Below are 14,293 nucleotides of genomic sequence, written 5' to 3'. Positions count from 1 at the left end.
GACAACAAGGAAAGACATCATGAAAGTCGGAATCATCGGCGGCGGCATCGGCGGCACCGCCCTGGCCTGGGCGCTCCTGCAGAAGGGGATCGAGGTCGCCATCTTCGAGCAGGCGGACGCCTTCGGCGAGGTCGGCGCCGGGGTGCAGATCACCCCGAACGCGGTCAAGGCGATCAAGGGGATGGGGCTCTACGACCAGCTGCTGGACCGCGCCTTCTATCCGCAGGCCATCGTCGGGCGGAACTGGCAGAGCGCGGCGGAGAATTTCCGCATCCCGCTCGGCCAGGAGTTCCGCGACCATTACGACGCGCCCTTCATCCATATCCACCGCGCCGACCTGCTGGAGCTCTTCGCCACCGGCCTGCCCGCCGGGATCTGCCATTTCGGCGCCCGCTGCACCGGGGTGGAGGAAACCGCCACCGGCGCCCGCGCCAGCTTCGCCGACGGCTCGGCCTTCGAGGCGGACGTGATCGTCGGCGCCGACGGCGTGCGCTCGGCCGTGCGCGGCAGCGTCTTCGGCGAGACCGCGATGCGCTGGACCGGGCACATGTGCTACCGCGCGCTGGTGCCGACCGGCGGCGTGGTCGACCACGTCTCCCCCGACAGCAGCTTCTGGATGGGGCCGAACGCCCATGTCGTCACCTATTACGTGAAGGGCGGCGAGATGGTGAATATCGTCGCCGTCGCCGAGACCTCGGAATGGGTCGCCGAAAGCTGGAGCACGCAGACCAGCCGCGAGGAGATGCTGGCCACCTTCGAGGGCTGGAACGGCGCGCTCGGCCGGCTCTTCGCCGACGTGGACGAGGTCTTCGCCTGGGGGCTCTTCGACCGCGACCCGATGGAAAGCTGGGTCCGCGGCCATGTCACGCTCTTGGGCGATGCCTGCCATCCGATGCTGCCCTTCCTGTCACAGGGGGCGGGCATGGCGATCGAGGACGCGCTGGTGCTGGCCGAAGCGCTGGCCGCGTCACCCTCCGATGTGCCGCTGGCGCTCTCGCGCTATGAGGCGGAGCGGCTGCCGCGCACCGCGCGGGTGCAGCTCGAGGCGCGCGAGCGCGGCCGCACCTACCATCTGCCGACGCCCGAGGAGATGGCGGCGCGCGACGCCGAATACGCCCGCCGCGCCCGCGAGGAGCCGCGCACGACCGGGATCAATACCGACTGGGTCTACGACTACGACCCGCGCGCCTTCGCCGCCGGTCTGCGCGCGCCCGAGGAGGCCTGAGGCCCCGGGGGCGGCCCCGCCGCCCCCCTTCCCTCATGTCCCGCGGCGCCCCTGCCGCCCCTTGTTCCCGTTCCGTAGCGGTCCCGCCGCCCCCGTCCCTCATGTCTCGCGGCGCCCCCGCCGCCCCCTTTTCCTTCACGCCCCGCGGCGGCCCTGCCGGCCCTTGTTTCCGTTCCGTAGCGGTCCCGCCGTTCTCTCCTCTTGTCCCAAGGCGCCCGGGCCGCCCTCGCTTCCTTGCGTCCCGCGATGAGCCGGTCTTCCCGCCCTCCCGCGGCGCCCGGTCCATCGCCTCTTCCATCGGCCCGTGGCGGTTCAGCCTGCCCCTCCCCGGTTTCCGCGGCAGCCCGGCCGCCCTCATCGCCGCTCGTCCCGCGCCTCCCGGGATGTCGCCTCTCCGGTGGACCCGCGGTGACCCGGTCTGCCGCCCTCCCGCGGAGCCCCGGCCATCGCCTTTCCAGCCGTCCCGCGGCGGCTCAGCCTGCCCGTCCCCGGTTTCCGCGGCGGCCCTGCCGCCCGCATCGCCCCTCGTCCCGCCCCCCCTGGGCCTCGCCTCTCCGCTCGACCTGCGGTCACCCGGTATTCCGCCCTCCCGCGGCGCCCCGGTCGTCTCCTTTCCCGCCGTCCCGCGGCGCCTCAGCCCGGACCTTCTCCGCTCCCGCGGCGGCGGATCGCCAGCTCGCGATAGCCCGAAACCGCGCAGGGCAGCCGCTCGAATCGCAGTTCCGGCAGCAGCAGCAGCACGATCTCCGCAGTGGTGTAGACCTCCGCGCCCCTGGCCATGAGGTGGCCGCCGCGGACCTGCCCCTCGCCGTCGCTGATCGCCAGATGCAGGTGCTGCCCGCCGGGATCGAGCGTGCCGGACAGCGCCACGATCTCGAACCGCCCCTCGTAGAGCGTTGCCCCGTCGCGGTCGGCATGGCGGATCTCCACCCGCTGCAGGCTGCCCACCGCCGCTGTCACCGCCGCCGCCCCGGCCCCGGAGGCCGCAAGCGCGGCATGCAGCTCCGCCACCAGATCCGCCCCCGGAAGGAGCCGCAGGACGGCGAAACGGCCCTCCGAGATCTCTGCTGCGCCCATCGTCCCTCTCCGTTCCGGCTGGCTGGTCGCGCGAAGCCTAGGGCCTTTCGGCCCGGCGCTGAACCGCCTTTCGCCGCGCGGCCGCCGCCATTCCAGCGCGGACGGGGACCCGCCCCGCGGGCCGACGGGGGGGCGAGGCTTGAGCTCGCCCGGCTGCCGCCCTATCCTGCCCCCAGATCAACTGGTTGGACCCGGCCCGCCCGCCCGGCACCCGCCCCTGTCCGGAGCCCCAGCGCGCGCATGGCCGACACCGAGAAATCGCCCCCGATCCTGCGCCAGATCTCGATCAAGTCGGTGATGTCGCTCCTGGTGCAGGGCGCCCGCTCGCGCTCGGACCTGGCGCGCGAGACGGCGCTGTCGAAGCAGACCATGTCGGACGTGATCCGCGCGCTCGAAGAGGCCGGCTGGGTGCGCGCCTCGGGGCGCAGCGCCGGCGGGATGGGCCGGGCGGCGGTACTCTACGAGGTCGATCCGGGCGCCGCCTCGGTGCTGGGGCTCGATATCGGCGCCAGCCGCTTCCGCCTCTCGCTCTCGGACGCGCTCGGCCGGCCCCTCGGCGCGCGCGAGATGCGCACCGACAACCTGCGCCCCGAACGTCTGCCCGAGGAGATCGCCGCCCATGGCCGCGAGCTGGCCGCCGCAACGCCCGGGGCGGGCCCCTTGCGCTTCGCCTGCCTCGCCACGCCCGGCGTGGTCAATCCCGAGACCGGCCAGATCGCGATGGCGCCGAACCTTCCCGCGCTGGCCGGGATCGACCTGGCCGCGGCGCTGCGCGCGCTCCTCGGCGCCGAGGCGATGGTGGAGAACGACGTCAACTGCGCGGTGCTGGGCGAGTCCTGGGCGGGGGCCGCGCGCCATGCCGGGCATGTCGCCTATCTGGGGATCGGCACCGGGGTCGGGCTGGGGCTCGTCGCCGACGGGCGGCTGCTGCGCGGGGCGGGCGGCGCGGCGGGCGAGGTCGCCTATCTGCCGATCGGCGCGGACAGCCTCGACCCGGCCTCGATCGAGCGCGGCACGCTGGAGCGCGCGCTGGGGCTGCAGACGACGCTGGCCCCGTTCCGCGATCCGCGCGGCGCCGCCGCCACGGTCGAGGCCTTCCGCCAGGCGCTCGCCGCCGGGTCGCCCGAGGCGCAGGAGGTGCTGGGCCGGATCGCCGAGCTGGCGGCGAAGCTGGCGCTTTCGGTGCAGGCGATGTTCGATCCCGAGGTCATGGTGATCGGCGGCATGCTGGGGCTGGTGCCCGAGGTCGCGGAGGCGACCCGGCACGAGCTGGCGCGGCGCAGCCTGCGCCCGGCGCGGCTGGAACCGGCCGGGCTGGGGCTCGGCGCGACCGTCACCGGCGCGGCCTTCCTGGCGCTGAGCGGGCTCTACAACCAGGTCTTCTCGCCCCGGATCGACAGCCGCCGGATGGACGAGCCCTGGCCCTTCCCGCCGCCCGGCTGAGCGGGGCCGGCCCGGCGCCCTTCCCGCCGCCGGGCCGCGGGACGGGCTTCAGGCCCCCTCCAGCTCCGCCGCGGCCGCGGCCTTCCAGGCGCCCTCGCGGCTCAGCCAGACATGGGCGGGCATCGCCGACCAGCCCTGCAGCAGCGAGCCGCGCCCCCAGGGCGGCGCGAAATACTCGACCGCCCCCGCCCAGCCATTCTCCAGGCAGGTCCGCCACCAGCGGGTCATCGGATAGACCGGGTCCATGCCGTGATCTGCCAGCACTTCGGCATAGAGCCCGCTGAGATAGGGCCAGTCCGAGCCGTTATGGTAGCGGAAGGCGAAGACCGTCTTCTCGCGCGTGTCGCCGCGGCGAGCGAAGGGCGGATAGGCGCACATCACGCCCCAGTCGCCATAGGGCTGTTCGGCATTGCCGCGGCTCTCCAGCATCTCGCGGGCGCGGGCCAGCACGGTCTTCGCGCGCGCCTCGCTGACCGCGCCGAAGCGCAGCAGCGTCAGGCTGTCGAGCGTCAGGTGGTCCTCGCGGAAATCGCGCCGGTCGCCGTAATCCGCCAGCCAGCCGCCCTCGGTCAGCAGCTCGGGCTCGATCGCGGCGCGGGCCGCCGCCGCGGTCTCCGCCGCCTCCGCGGCGAGATTCGCATCGAGCGGCCCGCCGAGCTCGGCCATCGCGTCGAGCGCGCCGATCCACAGCCCGAGGTCATAGGCGACATAGCCGTGGCGATAGACATTGTCCGCCCAGTCCCGGTCGTTGCGCGGCTTGTAGGGCAAGGGCACGCCGTTCCGCTCGAAGCCGCGGTAGCGGCGGTAGATCGCCGCGATGACCGGCCAGTGCCGCTCCAGCACGGCGCGGTCGCCGGTGGCGCGGACGTAATCCGCCACGGTCAGCACGAAGAAGAGCGGGCTGTCGAAATGGTCCGACCACCAGTCGCCGGGGCGGAGGTGCTCGATGACGATCTTGGGATGGCTGCGGCGCACCTCCTCCCAGCGCTCGCTCTGGCGCGGGCCGGTCAGGATGACGCCGCTCGGCGTCTCGCCGTCGGGCTGGATGCCGCGGGCGAGGATCTCGATCTGGCCCGCCACCGCCTCGGGGGCTAGACGCAGGAGGATCTGCAGCGTCCAGTAGCCGTCGCGGTAGTATGTCCGCGCGGGCGCCGAATAGGCCTGGCCCGCGGCCAGCCCGGCAAAGCCGCCCGCCGCGTCGCGGCGGATCGCCGACAGCCCGGCATGGGTGCTCTGCGAGACCATCGTGCGCATCAGCGGCGCTGCCCCGGGCGCCTGGTCGCAGCGCGCCACATGGGCGGCGGCCTCGGCGCGGATCTCCTCGGGCGGCAGGGCCAGCGCGGCCTCGGCCTCGGCCTCGCTCTCTCCCGCGGCGACGATCAGGTCCCCGCCCGCCTGCAGCAGCAGGACGATGCCCCAGGCGGTGCGGATCACCCGGCGGGCGCCGCGGTGCTCGACCTTGCCGGGGGTCTCCTCGCGCGCCCACCAGGCGCCGCGGCGCGCGGCGGCCGCGCGGGTCAGCCGGGCGCCGCGCAGCAGCAGCACCGGGCGCGACTGCGCCACGAAAAGCCCGCCGCCCGTCCATTCGGCGCAGTTCGGGCTGTAGGCGAAGGGGCCCTCCGGCAGTTTCAGCGACAGGGTCGCGATATGGCCGCAGCCCCAGACCGACAGCGTCAGCCGCCCGTTGGGATGCAGGTCGCCCTGCAGCCGCGGCGCCATGAAGGGCAGCATCACCGGCTGCGGCGCCGTCAGCCGTCCATCGGCTTCGGGGCGGAGCGGAAGGGTGTCGAACTCGGTCACAGGGTCTCTCCGTCGGTCTCGGCCGCCTGCCCGGCAGGCAGCGGCGTCGGCAGGCCCGCCAGGTCGGCGGCCAGGATCACGGCGCCGGTCATGCCCGCCGCGGCGCCGAGCCGCGGCGCCGCCAGGCGCAGGGGGAAGGGAAGGAGCCGCGCCGCCTCGGCGGCCAGCGTCTCGCGGAACAGCCGGTGGGTGCCGATGCCGCCGCCGATCACGATCACGTCGGGATCGAGGATCGCCTGCAGGCTGGCCAGGCCGCGCGCGGCTTCGGCGGCAATCGCGCGGATCGTGCCGAGGGCCGCGGCCTCGCCCCGGGCGGCGCGGGCGAAGATGGTGCGGACATCGGCGCCGTCGCGGCCATAGGCGCGGCGGATCGCGGCGGTGCCGACCAGATCCTCGAACTGCCCCGCCTCGGAGCGCGCCGCCGCCGCGACCGCATCCGCGGCCAGCGGCAGGTAGCTGATCTCGCCCGCCCGGCCATGCGCGCCCGGCAGGATGCGCCCGCCGCTGACGATGCCCAGCCCGACACCAGTGCCGAAGGAGACGAAGCAGGACAGCGCCGCCCCCTGCCCCGCGCCGAGCCGCGCCTCGGCCAGCGCGGCGAGGTTGACGTCATTCTCGGCCACCACGTCGAGGCCGAGCGCCTCGCCAAGGTCGCGCCCCAGCGCCCGGCCCGGCGTCACCGGGACATTCGGGGTGAAATCGAGCCCGCCCGAGCGCGGATCGACCGCGCCCGGCGCGCCGAGCGCCACAACCGCCCGGGGCCGCTCGTCGCGCAGCGACCCGACCACGTGCGCGAGCTGCTCGAAAAGCGCCGCCTCGCTGCAGGTGCGGGAGGCCTCGGCACGGCCCGGTCCGAGCCGCCCGTCGGGACCGGCCGCCCCGGCCAGCAGCTTCGTGCCGCCGAGATCGAGCCCGATCGCCTGCACCAGCGCATGGGAGGCAGCGCGCGGCGGCGCGGCCGGGCGCAGCGCCCCGGTCTCGCGGTCGGGCGTCATTGCGGCGCCTCCCCGGGTTCGCATTCCTCCAGCACCACGGGGGATGGCGACCAGCCCGCGGGCAGCGGATCGGGGCGGCGGATCGCCACCTGCCCGAGCGATAGCCCGCGGATCCGCGCGGCATAGAGCCCGGGCATGCCGCCGGGATAGGGATGGAGCCCGATCACCCGGCCGGAGGCGTCCTTGCGCCAGGCATTCTTGCGCCCGGCCACCGCGGCGGCCTCCTCCGGCGCCAGATCGGCCGGGCCGGGACGCTGGTCGTGGCACTGGCCGGTGCCGAGCCGCCCGGGCAGCTGCTCCAGGTCAATCCGGTCGAGCCGCAGCCCCTCGATCTGGCCCGGCCGCCCGGCCACCAGATTGACCGCGCCCTCCTGCCGGCCCGAGAGATCCTCCACCGTCACGTCGCGGACACTGCCCGCGGGCCGGCCTGGGCGGCGGTCGAGCACCGAGACGGTCAGCGCCTCGCCCGACCCCCAGAAGCCGTGCGGGGTCTCGCGGCAGTCGACGCGGATGCGCGAGAAGCGGATACGCTCCATCGCGCCGCCATCGCGGGAAAACAGCCCGAGCCCGCGATTGGAGGCGGCGATGATGCAGTCCTCGAAGACGATGTCGCGGAAATCGCCGTGGGATTCCGTGCCGAGCTTCAGCGCGCAGGAGCGGCTCTCCACCCGGCAGCGGCGCACGGCGATGCGGGCGCAGGCGCCCAGGGGACCGTCCAGCCCGGCAGAGGTCTTCAGCACGATGCCGTCATCTGCGGTCACCAGGTCGCAATCCTCGACCGTCACGTCGCGGCAGGCATCGAGCACCAGCGCGTCGGTATTGGGCATCCGCCGGTCGTTGCGCACCCGGAGGCGGGCGATCCGCACCCGGTCGCACCCGGCCAGATGCAGCGTCCACATCGGCGAGTCCTCGACGGCGATGCCGGTGATCTCGAGGTCGCGGCAGCGCTCGGCCACGAGCACGCGGGGACGGAATCCGGCGGGCAGGAGGGTGCCGGAGTCGCCGTCATCGCCCTGATGGTAGGCCGCGCCGCCCGCGCGGATCGTGCCCGCGCCGCGGATCGCGATGCCGTCTGCGTCCTGCGCCACGATCAGCGCGCGGTCGCTGTCCTCGGCGATCACCCCGACCCGGTTGGCAGCATAGAGATCGTAGCCAGGCTCGAAATCCAGCACCGCGCCCTCGGCAAGCTCCAGCACCGTGCCGCCATGCAGCCTCAGCCCGCGGCAGGGATGGCGGCCGGGGGCGAGAAGGACATGGCGCGGCGCGGGCGAGTCGAGGGCCGCCTGCAGGGCCCCGGTGCAGTCCCCGGGGCCCGGCTGCAGGCGGATCGGCGTGATCGTTGTCATCAGAGCCTCATTGGAAGGCAGAAAGGTGCATCGTGCCGACAAATAATGCCGGAACGACTCCTACCTGCACGAGCTCCGTGACTTTGTCTAGCGCCTTGACAAAGTGCGCCGCACATTCGTAGCGTCGCGCTGACAACGGCCGGCGCGCCGTGATGACAGGAGGGATCGGGCGATGTCCGGCCGAGAGACCAGACCGGAATTCAGCCTGCGCGCCGGCTCATCCGCCGAGCGCCATGCCGTAGATCACCTGTCCCTCGCGGCTGACATCGGAGAAGCCCAGATGGCGGTAGAACTCGGCCGCGGCGGTGTTGAGCGGGTCGAGCCCCAGATGCAGCCCGCGCGCGCCCTGGTCCCGCATATGGGCGAGCTGGGTCTCGATCAGCCGCCGGCCCCAGCCGCCGCCCTGCGCCTCTGGCAGCAGGTTGATATGCAGATGCGCCGGGAAGCGCGCGAGGATCTCGGGCATCTGCCGCTTCGGCGCCGCGATCCGCTCCAGCGCCATCGCGTCCTTCTCCGCCGCCCCCAGCTCCATCTGCGCGACGCGGGCGCGGACCTGTGGCCACCATTCGGCCTCCATGCGGGCCTCGAAGGCGGCCGTGTCGGGCGTGCCGATCACGTAGCCCGCCGCCTGGCCGCCGATATCCAGCACGAAGGCGCAGTCCGGCTCCAGCACCGGATAGGCGCCGGCGAAGAGCAGCCCCGGCAGGTCGGGATCGGAGAACTGCGCCGTCCCGTCCTTTCCGGCCGCGGCCGTCCTGCGGCAGATCTCGTAGATCCGGGCAATGTCCTGCGGGCGGGCCCGGCGGATATGGGTCTGGGTCATGGCGCGCTCACCTCGCTGCTGTGCCGTCAGGCTCCGCAACCTAGGTCGGCCGCCGCGGCGCGGGGAAGACCGCGCGACAAAATGCGCATCCCGCCGGCGGCAGACGCCGCATCGCGGGTCACGGGAACACCATAAACCAGAACCAACAGGGAAACTGCCATGACAAAGAGCTTCACCAGATCCAGCCTCTGCGCCCTCGGCGCGACGCTTGCCGCCGCCCCGGCCCTGGCCGCCGATCTTCCGGTCTGGGACGACTATTCCTACGAGGGCCAGGTCGCGGTCATCGAGTCGCTGATCGAGAGCTTCGAGGCGGCCAATCCCGATGTCGAAGTCACCCGCACCCAGCGGACCTTCGACGACCTGGCGCTGACGCTGAAGCTGGCGGTCAGCGCGGGCGACGGGCCGGTGGTGACCAAGGTCAACCAGGGCGCCAAGGACATGGGCACGATGGCGCTCGAGGGGATGCTGCTGCCGGTCGACGGCTACATTTCCGAATACGGCTGGGACAAGATGCAGTCGCAGTCGCTGCTGGACCGCGACCGCTGGTCCGAGGACGGCAAGTTCGGCGAGGGCCCGACCTACGGCATCTCGGGCCTCGCCGAGATCGTCGGGCTCTACTACAACGAGAAGGTCCTGGAAGACGCCGGGGTCGAGCTGCCGCTGGAGACCTTCGGCGACTTCCTCGCCGCGCTCGACAAGGTCAAGGACGCCGGCACCACCCCGATCGCCATGGGCACGGCCAAGCAGCACCTGGCGCTGCATCTGATGGCGGCGATCAGCCAGGCGCAGATCGACGCCCCGAACCGCGCCGAGCTGGACGACCTGATCTACGGCCGCGGCGGCAGCTGGGAGACCGAGGGCAACCTCACGGCGGCAACGCTGATGCAGGACTGGGCCACGGGCGGCTATTTCTTCGACGGCTTCCAGGGCATTTCCGGCGATGACGCGGTGCAGCTCTTCATCGCGGGCCAGGCGGCCTTCCTGACCTCGGGCACCTGGTATTTCGGCGACATGCAGATGAATCCCGACATCCATTTCATGGCCGTGCCCGCGCCCGAGGGCGTCGCGCATCCGCTGTCGGTCGGCGGCGTCGACCTGGCCTGGGCGATCACCTCGCTGGCCGCGGACCAGGAGACGCAGGATCTGGCCGGGTCCTTCATCAACCACATGGTCAACGAGGACGCGGCCAAGGCCTGGGCGGCGGCGGGCTACCTGCCCTCGACCTCGCTGCCCGAGGATCACGGGCTGGAGCTGTCGGGCCTGCTGGAGGAAGGCATCGGCGTGTGGAACGCGCTGAACGCCAATGACGCGATCGGCCACTATCCGGACTGGTCGACGCCGACCATGCTGAAGACCATCGACGACAACACGCCGCTGCTGCTGGCCGGCCGCCAGACCCCGGCGGAGTTCCTGGCGCTGCTGGAGGCCGATTACGAGTCCTACCTCGCCACGATGAACTGACCCGGGCGCGCCTGCCGCGCCCTCCCCCGATGCCGCGGCCGGTCCCCTCCGGCCGCGGACAGCCAGGAAAGTGCCATGAAAAGTTCCGTCCTCGACGGGCCGGTCCGCAAGAACCTCGTCTTCGTCCTGCCCGGCCTCCTGATCTACGCGGCCTTCGTCTTCGTGCCGATCCTCTCGGCGGTGGGGCTCAGCTTCACCTCCTGGAACGGCGTCAGCCGCCCCGAATGGGTGGGCCTCGGCAATTACGCGGAGCTGTTCGGCGATGCGCGCTTCTTCACCTCGCTGAAGAACAACGCGATGCTGATGGCCTTCTACTGCCTGATCCCGCTGATCGTCGGCATGGCGCTGGCGGCGATGGTCTCCTCGATCCGCTCGCGCGAGCAGCTGGCGATCCGGACGCTGCTCTTCATGCCCTACATCATGCCCTCGGCGGTGATCGGCATCGTCTGGCAATGGCTCTACAACCCCGCCTTCGGGCCGATCAACCAGGGGCTCAAGGCGATCGGCCTGGGCGCGCTGGCGCTGCCGTGGCTCGGCGATTTCACCTGGGCGCTGCCCGCGGTGGGGATGGTCGCGGTCTGGTACTATTTCGGCTTCTGCATGGTGATCTTCCTCACCGGCATGCAGCGCATCGACCCCTCGATCTTCGAGGCCGCCCGCGTCGACGGCGCGAAGCCGGGCTATGTGTTCCGCCGCATCACCTTCCCGCTCCTGCTGCCCGAGATCCGCATCGTGCTTCTGCTGACCATCATCGCCTCGATCAAGAGCTTCGACCTGATCTTCACCATGACCCGCGGCGGCCCCGCGAACGCAACCCTCGTGCCCAATATCTACATGTACCAGCTCGGCTTCCAGCTCAGCCGCTACGGCTATGCCGCGGCGGTCGCCATCATCGGCGCCCTTCTGATCTTCGCGGTGAACTACGTCATCCACCGCACCATCCGGCCGCGGGACGGCGCCTGAATCATGGCCGCGATCTCCTCCCGCGCCGCGCAGGCGGCCACCTTCCGGCTGGTCATGTGGGGCTTCACCCTGATGACCGTCTTCCCCTTCGGCCTCTTGCTGCTGACCTCGCTGAAATCCAAGCAGGACCTGTTCCGCGGCGCCTTCGTGCTGCCCGACCGGCCGCATTTCGAAAACTACGTCTCGGCCTGGGTCGACGGCCATTTCGGCGTCTATTTCTGGAACTCGGTGATCGTCGTGATCCCGGTCGTGGGCATCGGCGTCCTGCTGGGCCTGCTGACCGGCTTCGCCTTCGCCTTCCTCAGCTTCCCGTTCAAGAAGACGCTCTTCGTGATGCTGACGCTGGGCATGATGGTGCCGGGCGAGGCCTATATCATCCCGCTCTACTACGAGATGCGCTGGCTGGGGCTGCTGAACACCTATGCCGCGCTGATCCTGCCGCAGATCGCCATGTCGGTCCCCTTCGCGACGCTCTTCATGGCCTCGGCGATGCAGCAGCTGCCCCGCGACATCCTCGAGGCGGCGCGGATCGACGGCGCGCCGCGCGGCATGATCCTGCGCAAGGTGATCCTGCCGCTGATGGGGCCCGCCATCTCGTCCCTGGGCCTCTTCCTCTTCATCTGGACCTGGAACGAGTTCCTGATCCCGCTGGTGCTCGTCAATGACGACGCGCTGCGCACCATGCCCCTGGGGATGCTGTTCTTCCAGGGCCGCTACACGGTCAACATCCCGGTCCTGACCGCCGGGGCGGTGATCGTCATCTTCCCGATCATCATCGTCTACCTGATCTTCCAGCGGAAGTTCATCGAAGGCCTGACCGCAGGAGCCTCCAAATGACCGGCCTCAACGTTTCCATCATCGGGCTGGGGCACCGCATCGCCTCGATCGCGCCCGAATTCCGCGCCGCGGCGCCGGATCTGCGCTTCGGCGCGGTCTGCGACCCCGACACCACCCATCTCGGGGCGATCGAGGCGCTCGGCGACAGCCCGCGCCGCTATGCCGATCCGGCCGGGATGCTGGCCGCCGAAAAGCCGGACATGGTGATGATCGGCTCGCCCAACCACCTGCATCTGGAGCATCTGCGGATCGCGCTGGAAAGCGACGTGCCCTTCATCTTCGCCGAGAAGCCGGTGGTGATCTCGGTCGAGGAGACGATGGAGCTCGCCCGGCTGATCGCCGCCCATGACGGCCGGCGGCGGATCATGGTCGGGCTGGTGCTGCGCTATTCGGCGCTCTACCGCGCGCTGCGCCGGGCGCAGGCCGAGGGCCATATCGGCGAGGTGATGTCGATCGAGGCCTCCGAGCATATCGGCCCCTTCCACGGGTCGTTCTTCATGCGCGACTGGCGCCGCTCCACCGCGATGACCGGCGGCTTCATGCTGGAGAAATGCTGCCACGACATCGACCTCTACCAGGGGGTGGCGGGCGCGCGGCCGATGCGGATCGCCAGCTTCGGCGGCCGCAAGAAGTACCTGCCCGCCCGCCGCCCGTCCACGCCGCCGGCCTATCTGGACGAGAAGCTGCCGCGCTGGAACGGGATCGGGGACGCCTTCTCGGGCGAGGCGGACATCATCGACTACCAGACCGCGCTGGTCGAATACGCCAATGGCGCGACGCTGGCCTTCCACACGAACCTGAACGTCCCCGACCAGTTCCGCCGCTTCTGCGTGATCGGCACCGACGGCATGGCCGAGGGCGATTTCATCCGCAACAGCTTCCGCGTGACCCTGTCGGACACCGGCGCGCGGGTCGCCGACGAGGCCGCCATCGGCTCGGGCGCGGAGGAGGGCCATTACGGCGCCGATGCCGCCATGGCGCGCGACATCCTCGCCCATGTCGAGGGCCGCCTGCCCGAGCTGCCGCTCTCCGTCACCGACGCGCTCGAGGCGGGGCTTGCCGCGCTGGCCATGGACATCGCCCGCACCGAGGGCCGCCTCGTCGACATGGCGCCGATCTGGGCCGCCTTCGACGCCGCGCTCGCCCCCATCCCCGCAGCCGCCATGGGAGACCACTGATGGGACAGCTCGATTTCAGGGCCATCACCAAGTTCTTCGGCCATCACGAGGTGATCCGCCCGACCGACCTGAGCATCGCAGACGGCGAATTCACCGTCTTCGTCGGCCCCTCGGGCTGCGGGAAGTCCACCATGCTGCGGATGATCGCCGGGCTGGAGGAGATCTCCTCGGGCGAGCTGCTGATCGACGGGCGGGTGGTCAATGACACCGCCCCGGTCGACCGCGGCATCGCGATGGTCTTCCAGTCCTACGCGCTCTATCCGCACATGACCGTCTTCGAGAACATCGCCTTTCCGCTGCGGGTCTCGAAACTGCCCGAGGCCGAGATCCGCCGGCGGGTCGAGGAGGCGGCGGCGATCCTGAAGCTGACCGAGCGGCTGTCGCACAAGCCCGCCGCGCTTTCGGGCGGGCAGCGCCAGCGCGTCGCCATCGGCCGCGCCATCGTGCGCGAACCGGCGGTCTTCCTCTTCGACGAGCCGCTGTCGAATCTCGACGCCGCGCTGCGCGCCGAGATGCGGGTGGAGCTGACGCGGCTCCATGCCCGGCTGGGCGCCACCATGGTCTATGTCACCCATGACCAGGTAGAGGCGATGACCATGGCCGACCGGATCGTCGTGCTGCGCGGCGGCGTGGTGGAGCAGACCGGCAGCCCGCTGGAGCTGTTCCACCGCCCCGCCAACCGCTTCGTCGCGGGCTTCCTCGGCAATCCGAACATGAACTTCCTGCCCGCCACGGCCACCGCCTGCGGCCCGGGCGGCGTCACGGTCGACCTCGCCGCCGGCGGCAGCGCGGAATTGCCGGTCGACGGCACCGCGCAGCCCGGCGAGGCGCTGGAACTGGGCATCCGCCCCGACGAGCTGAAGCTCGGCCAGGGCGCGCTGCGCTTCGCCGTCCTGCCAGACGTGGTCGAGCAACTCGGCAACCAGAGCGTCGTCCATGGCAGCCTGGAGAACGGCCAGCCGATCTGCGCGGTCGTCACCGGCGGCTTCGGGCTGAAGCCGGGCCAGCCGGCCGAATTCGGCTTCGATCCGGGCGCCGCCCATCTCTTCCGCGAGGATGGCACCGCCCTTCCCCGCCGCATCGACCTTGCGCGGCTCAGCGCCGCCTGACACCCTTGACCGGGCATGACCCGGAGCAGACCGGAG

12 protein-coding genes are annotated in these 14,293 nt (G+C 71.7%); 7 read left to right on the top strand and 5 right to left on the bottom strand.

Going from position 1 to position 14,293, the window contains the following annotated elements; translation table 11 throughout:
* Positions 1-19 precede the first annotated feature (19 nt).
* Entirely contained in the window at positions 20-1,225 is a 1,206-nt protein-coding gene (locus FGX59_RS09045) for an FAD-dependent monooxygenase (protein ID WP_138466204.1), read from the top strand.
* A gap of 633 nt (positions 1,226-1,858) precedes the next feature.
* Here the strand turns inward: FGX59_RS09045 and FGX59_RS09040 are convergent.
* Positions 1,859-2,302: a PCC domain-containing protein gene (locus FGX59_RS09040; protein WP_138466203.1), complete on the bottom strand. Its 444-nt coding sequence runs from the start codon at positions 2,300-2,302 to the stop codon at positions 1,859-1,861.
* Between the two features lie 240 nt (positions 2,303-2,542).
* Here FGX59_RS09040 and FGX59_RS09035 point away from each other — a divergent pair, with 240 nt between their 5' ends.
* Positions 2,543-3,745, top strand: coding sequence for an ROK family protein (locus FGX59_RS09035; protein WP_171060578.1), 1,203 nt, complete (start codon positions 2,543-2,545; stop codon positions 3,743-3,745).
* 48 nt (positions 3,746-3,793) lie between these two features.
* On the opposite strand, the gene FGX59_RS09030 is transcribed toward FGX59_RS09035, so the two are convergent.
* The 4 genes from FGX59_RS09030 to FGX59_RS09015 form a co-directional block, all read right to left on the bottom strand.
* Complete coding sequence (locus FGX59_RS09030; RefSeq protein WP_206078327.1) at positions 3,794-5,545, bottom strand: GH116 family glycosyl hydrolase; 1,752 nt, start codon at positions 5,543-5,545, stop codon at positions 3,794-3,796.
* Positions 5,542-6,540 carry an ROK family protein gene (locus tag FGX59_RS09025; RefSeq protein ID WP_171060577.1) on the bottom strand — a complete coding sequence of 333 codons (999 nt, stop codon included), beginning with the start codon at positions 6,538-6,540 and terminating at the stop codon, positions 5,542-5,544. Before FGX59_RS09025 ends, FGX59_RS09030 begins: the two co-directional genes overlap by 4 nt.
* Entirely contained in the window at positions 6,537-7,886 is a 1,350-nt protein-coding gene (locus FGX59_RS09020; protein ID WP_138466200.1) for a glycoside hydrolase family 28 protein, read from the bottom strand. Before FGX59_RS09020 ends, FGX59_RS09025 begins: the two co-directional genes overlap by 4 nt.
* A gap of 217 nt (positions 7,887-8,103) precedes the next feature.
* Positions 8,104-8,709 (bottom strand): GNAT family N-acetyltransferase, encoded by a 606-nt coding sequence (locus FGX59_RS09015; protein WP_138466199.1) that lies wholly within the window; start codon positions 8,707-8,709, stop codon positions 8,104-8,106.
* Positions 8,710-8,868: 159 nt separating this feature from the next.
* On the opposite strand from FGX59_RS09015, the gene FGX59_RS09010 reads away from it, so the two are divergent.
* The 5 genes from FGX59_RS09010 (at position 8,869) to FGX59_RS08990 (ending at position 14,257) form a co-directional block, all read left to right on the top strand.
* Positions 8,869-10,170: an extracellular solute-binding protein gene (locus tag FGX59_RS09010; protein WP_138466198.1), complete on the top strand. Its 1,302-nt coding sequence runs from the start codon at positions 8,869-8,871 to the stop codon at positions 10,168-10,170.
* 75 nt (positions 10,171-10,245) lie between these two features.
* Positions 10,246-11,133 carry a carbohydrate ABC transporter permease gene (locus FGX59_RS09005; protein WP_138466197.1) on the top strand — a complete coding sequence of 296 codons (888 nt, stop codon included), beginning with the start codon at positions 10,246-10,248 and terminating at the stop codon, positions 11,131-11,133.
* Between the two features lie 3 nt (positions 11,134-11,136).
* A complete protein-coding gene (locus FGX59_RS09000) occupies positions 11,137-11,970 on the top strand; it encodes a carbohydrate ABC transporter permease (protein ID WP_138466196.1) in 834 nt (277 codons plus the stop codon).
* Positions 11,967-13,148: a Gfo/Idh/MocA family protein gene (locus FGX59_RS08995; protein ID WP_138466195.1), complete on the top strand. Its 1,182-nt coding sequence runs from the start codon at positions 11,967-11,969 to the stop codon at positions 13,146-13,148. The genes FGX59_RS09000 and FGX59_RS08995 overlap by 4 nt, the downstream gene beginning before the upstream one ends.
* Complete coding sequence (locus FGX59_RS08990) at positions 13,148-14,257, top strand: ABC transporter ATP-binding protein (RefSeq protein ID WP_138466194.1); 1,110 nt, start codon at positions 13,148-13,150, stop codon at positions 14,255-14,257. The genes FGX59_RS08995 and FGX59_RS08990 overlap by 1 nt, the downstream gene beginning before the upstream one ends.
* Positions 14,258-14,293: the final 36 nt, after the last annotated feature.

Source organism: Poseidonocella sp. HB161398, assembly GCF_005870025.1.
Lineage (GTDB): Bacteria > Pseudomonadota > Alphaproteobacteria > Rhodobacterales > Rhodobacteraceae > Mangrovicoccus.
Note: the sequence above shows the minus strand (reverse complement) of the source record. Positions and strands in the feature narration are given on the sequence as shown.

What these genes read in the sequence shown, in the direction of transcription:
- FGX59_RS09015 (WP_138466199.1), bottom strand. Translation starts at nt 8,709, where the DNA reads ATGACCCAGACCCATATCCGCCGGGCCCGCCCGCAGGACATTGCCCGG.
- FGX59_RS09000 (WP_138466196.1), top strand. Translation starts at nt 11,137, where the DNA reads ATGGCCGCGATCTCCTCCCGCGCCGCGCAGGCGGCCACCTTCCGGCTG.
- FGX59_RS09020 (WP_138466200.1), bottom strand. Translation starts at nt 7,886, where the DNA reads ATGACAACGATCACGCCGATCCGCCTGCAGCCGGGCCCCGGGGACTGC.
- FGX59_RS09045 (WP_138466204.1), top strand. Translation starts at nt 20, where the DNA reads ATGAAAGTCGGAATCATCGGCGGCGGCATCGGCGGCACCGCCCTGGCC.
- FGX59_RS09010 (WP_138466198.1), top strand. Translation starts at nt 8,869, where the DNA reads ATGACAAAGAGCTTCACCAGATCCAGCCTCTGCGCCCTCGGCGCGACG.
- FGX59_RS09005 (WP_138466197.1), top strand. Translation starts at nt 10,246, where the DNA reads ATGAAAAGTTCCGTCCTCGACGGGCCGGTCCGCAAGAACCTCGTCTTC.
- FGX59_RS09025 (WP_171060577.1), bottom strand. Translation starts at nt 6,540, where the DNA reads ATGACGCCCGACCGCGAGACCGGGGCGCTGCGCCCGGCCGCGCCGCCG.
- FGX59_RS08990 (WP_138466194.1), top strand. Translation starts at nt 13,148, where the DNA reads ATGGGACAGCTCGATTTCAGGGCCATCACCAAGTTCTTCGGCCATCAC.
- FGX59_RS09035 (WP_171060578.1), top strand. Translation starts at nt 2,543, where the DNA reads ATGGCCGACACCGAGAAATCGCCCCCGATCCTGCGCCAGATCTCGATC.
- FGX59_RS08995 (WP_138466195.1), top strand. Translation starts at nt 11,967, where the DNA reads ATGACCGGCCTCAACGTTTCCATCATCGGGCTGGGGCACCGCATCGCC.
- FGX59_RS09040 (WP_138466203.1), bottom strand. Translation starts at nt 2,302, where the DNA reads ATGGGCGCAGCAGAGATCTCGGAGGGCCGTTTCGCCGTCCTGCGGCTC.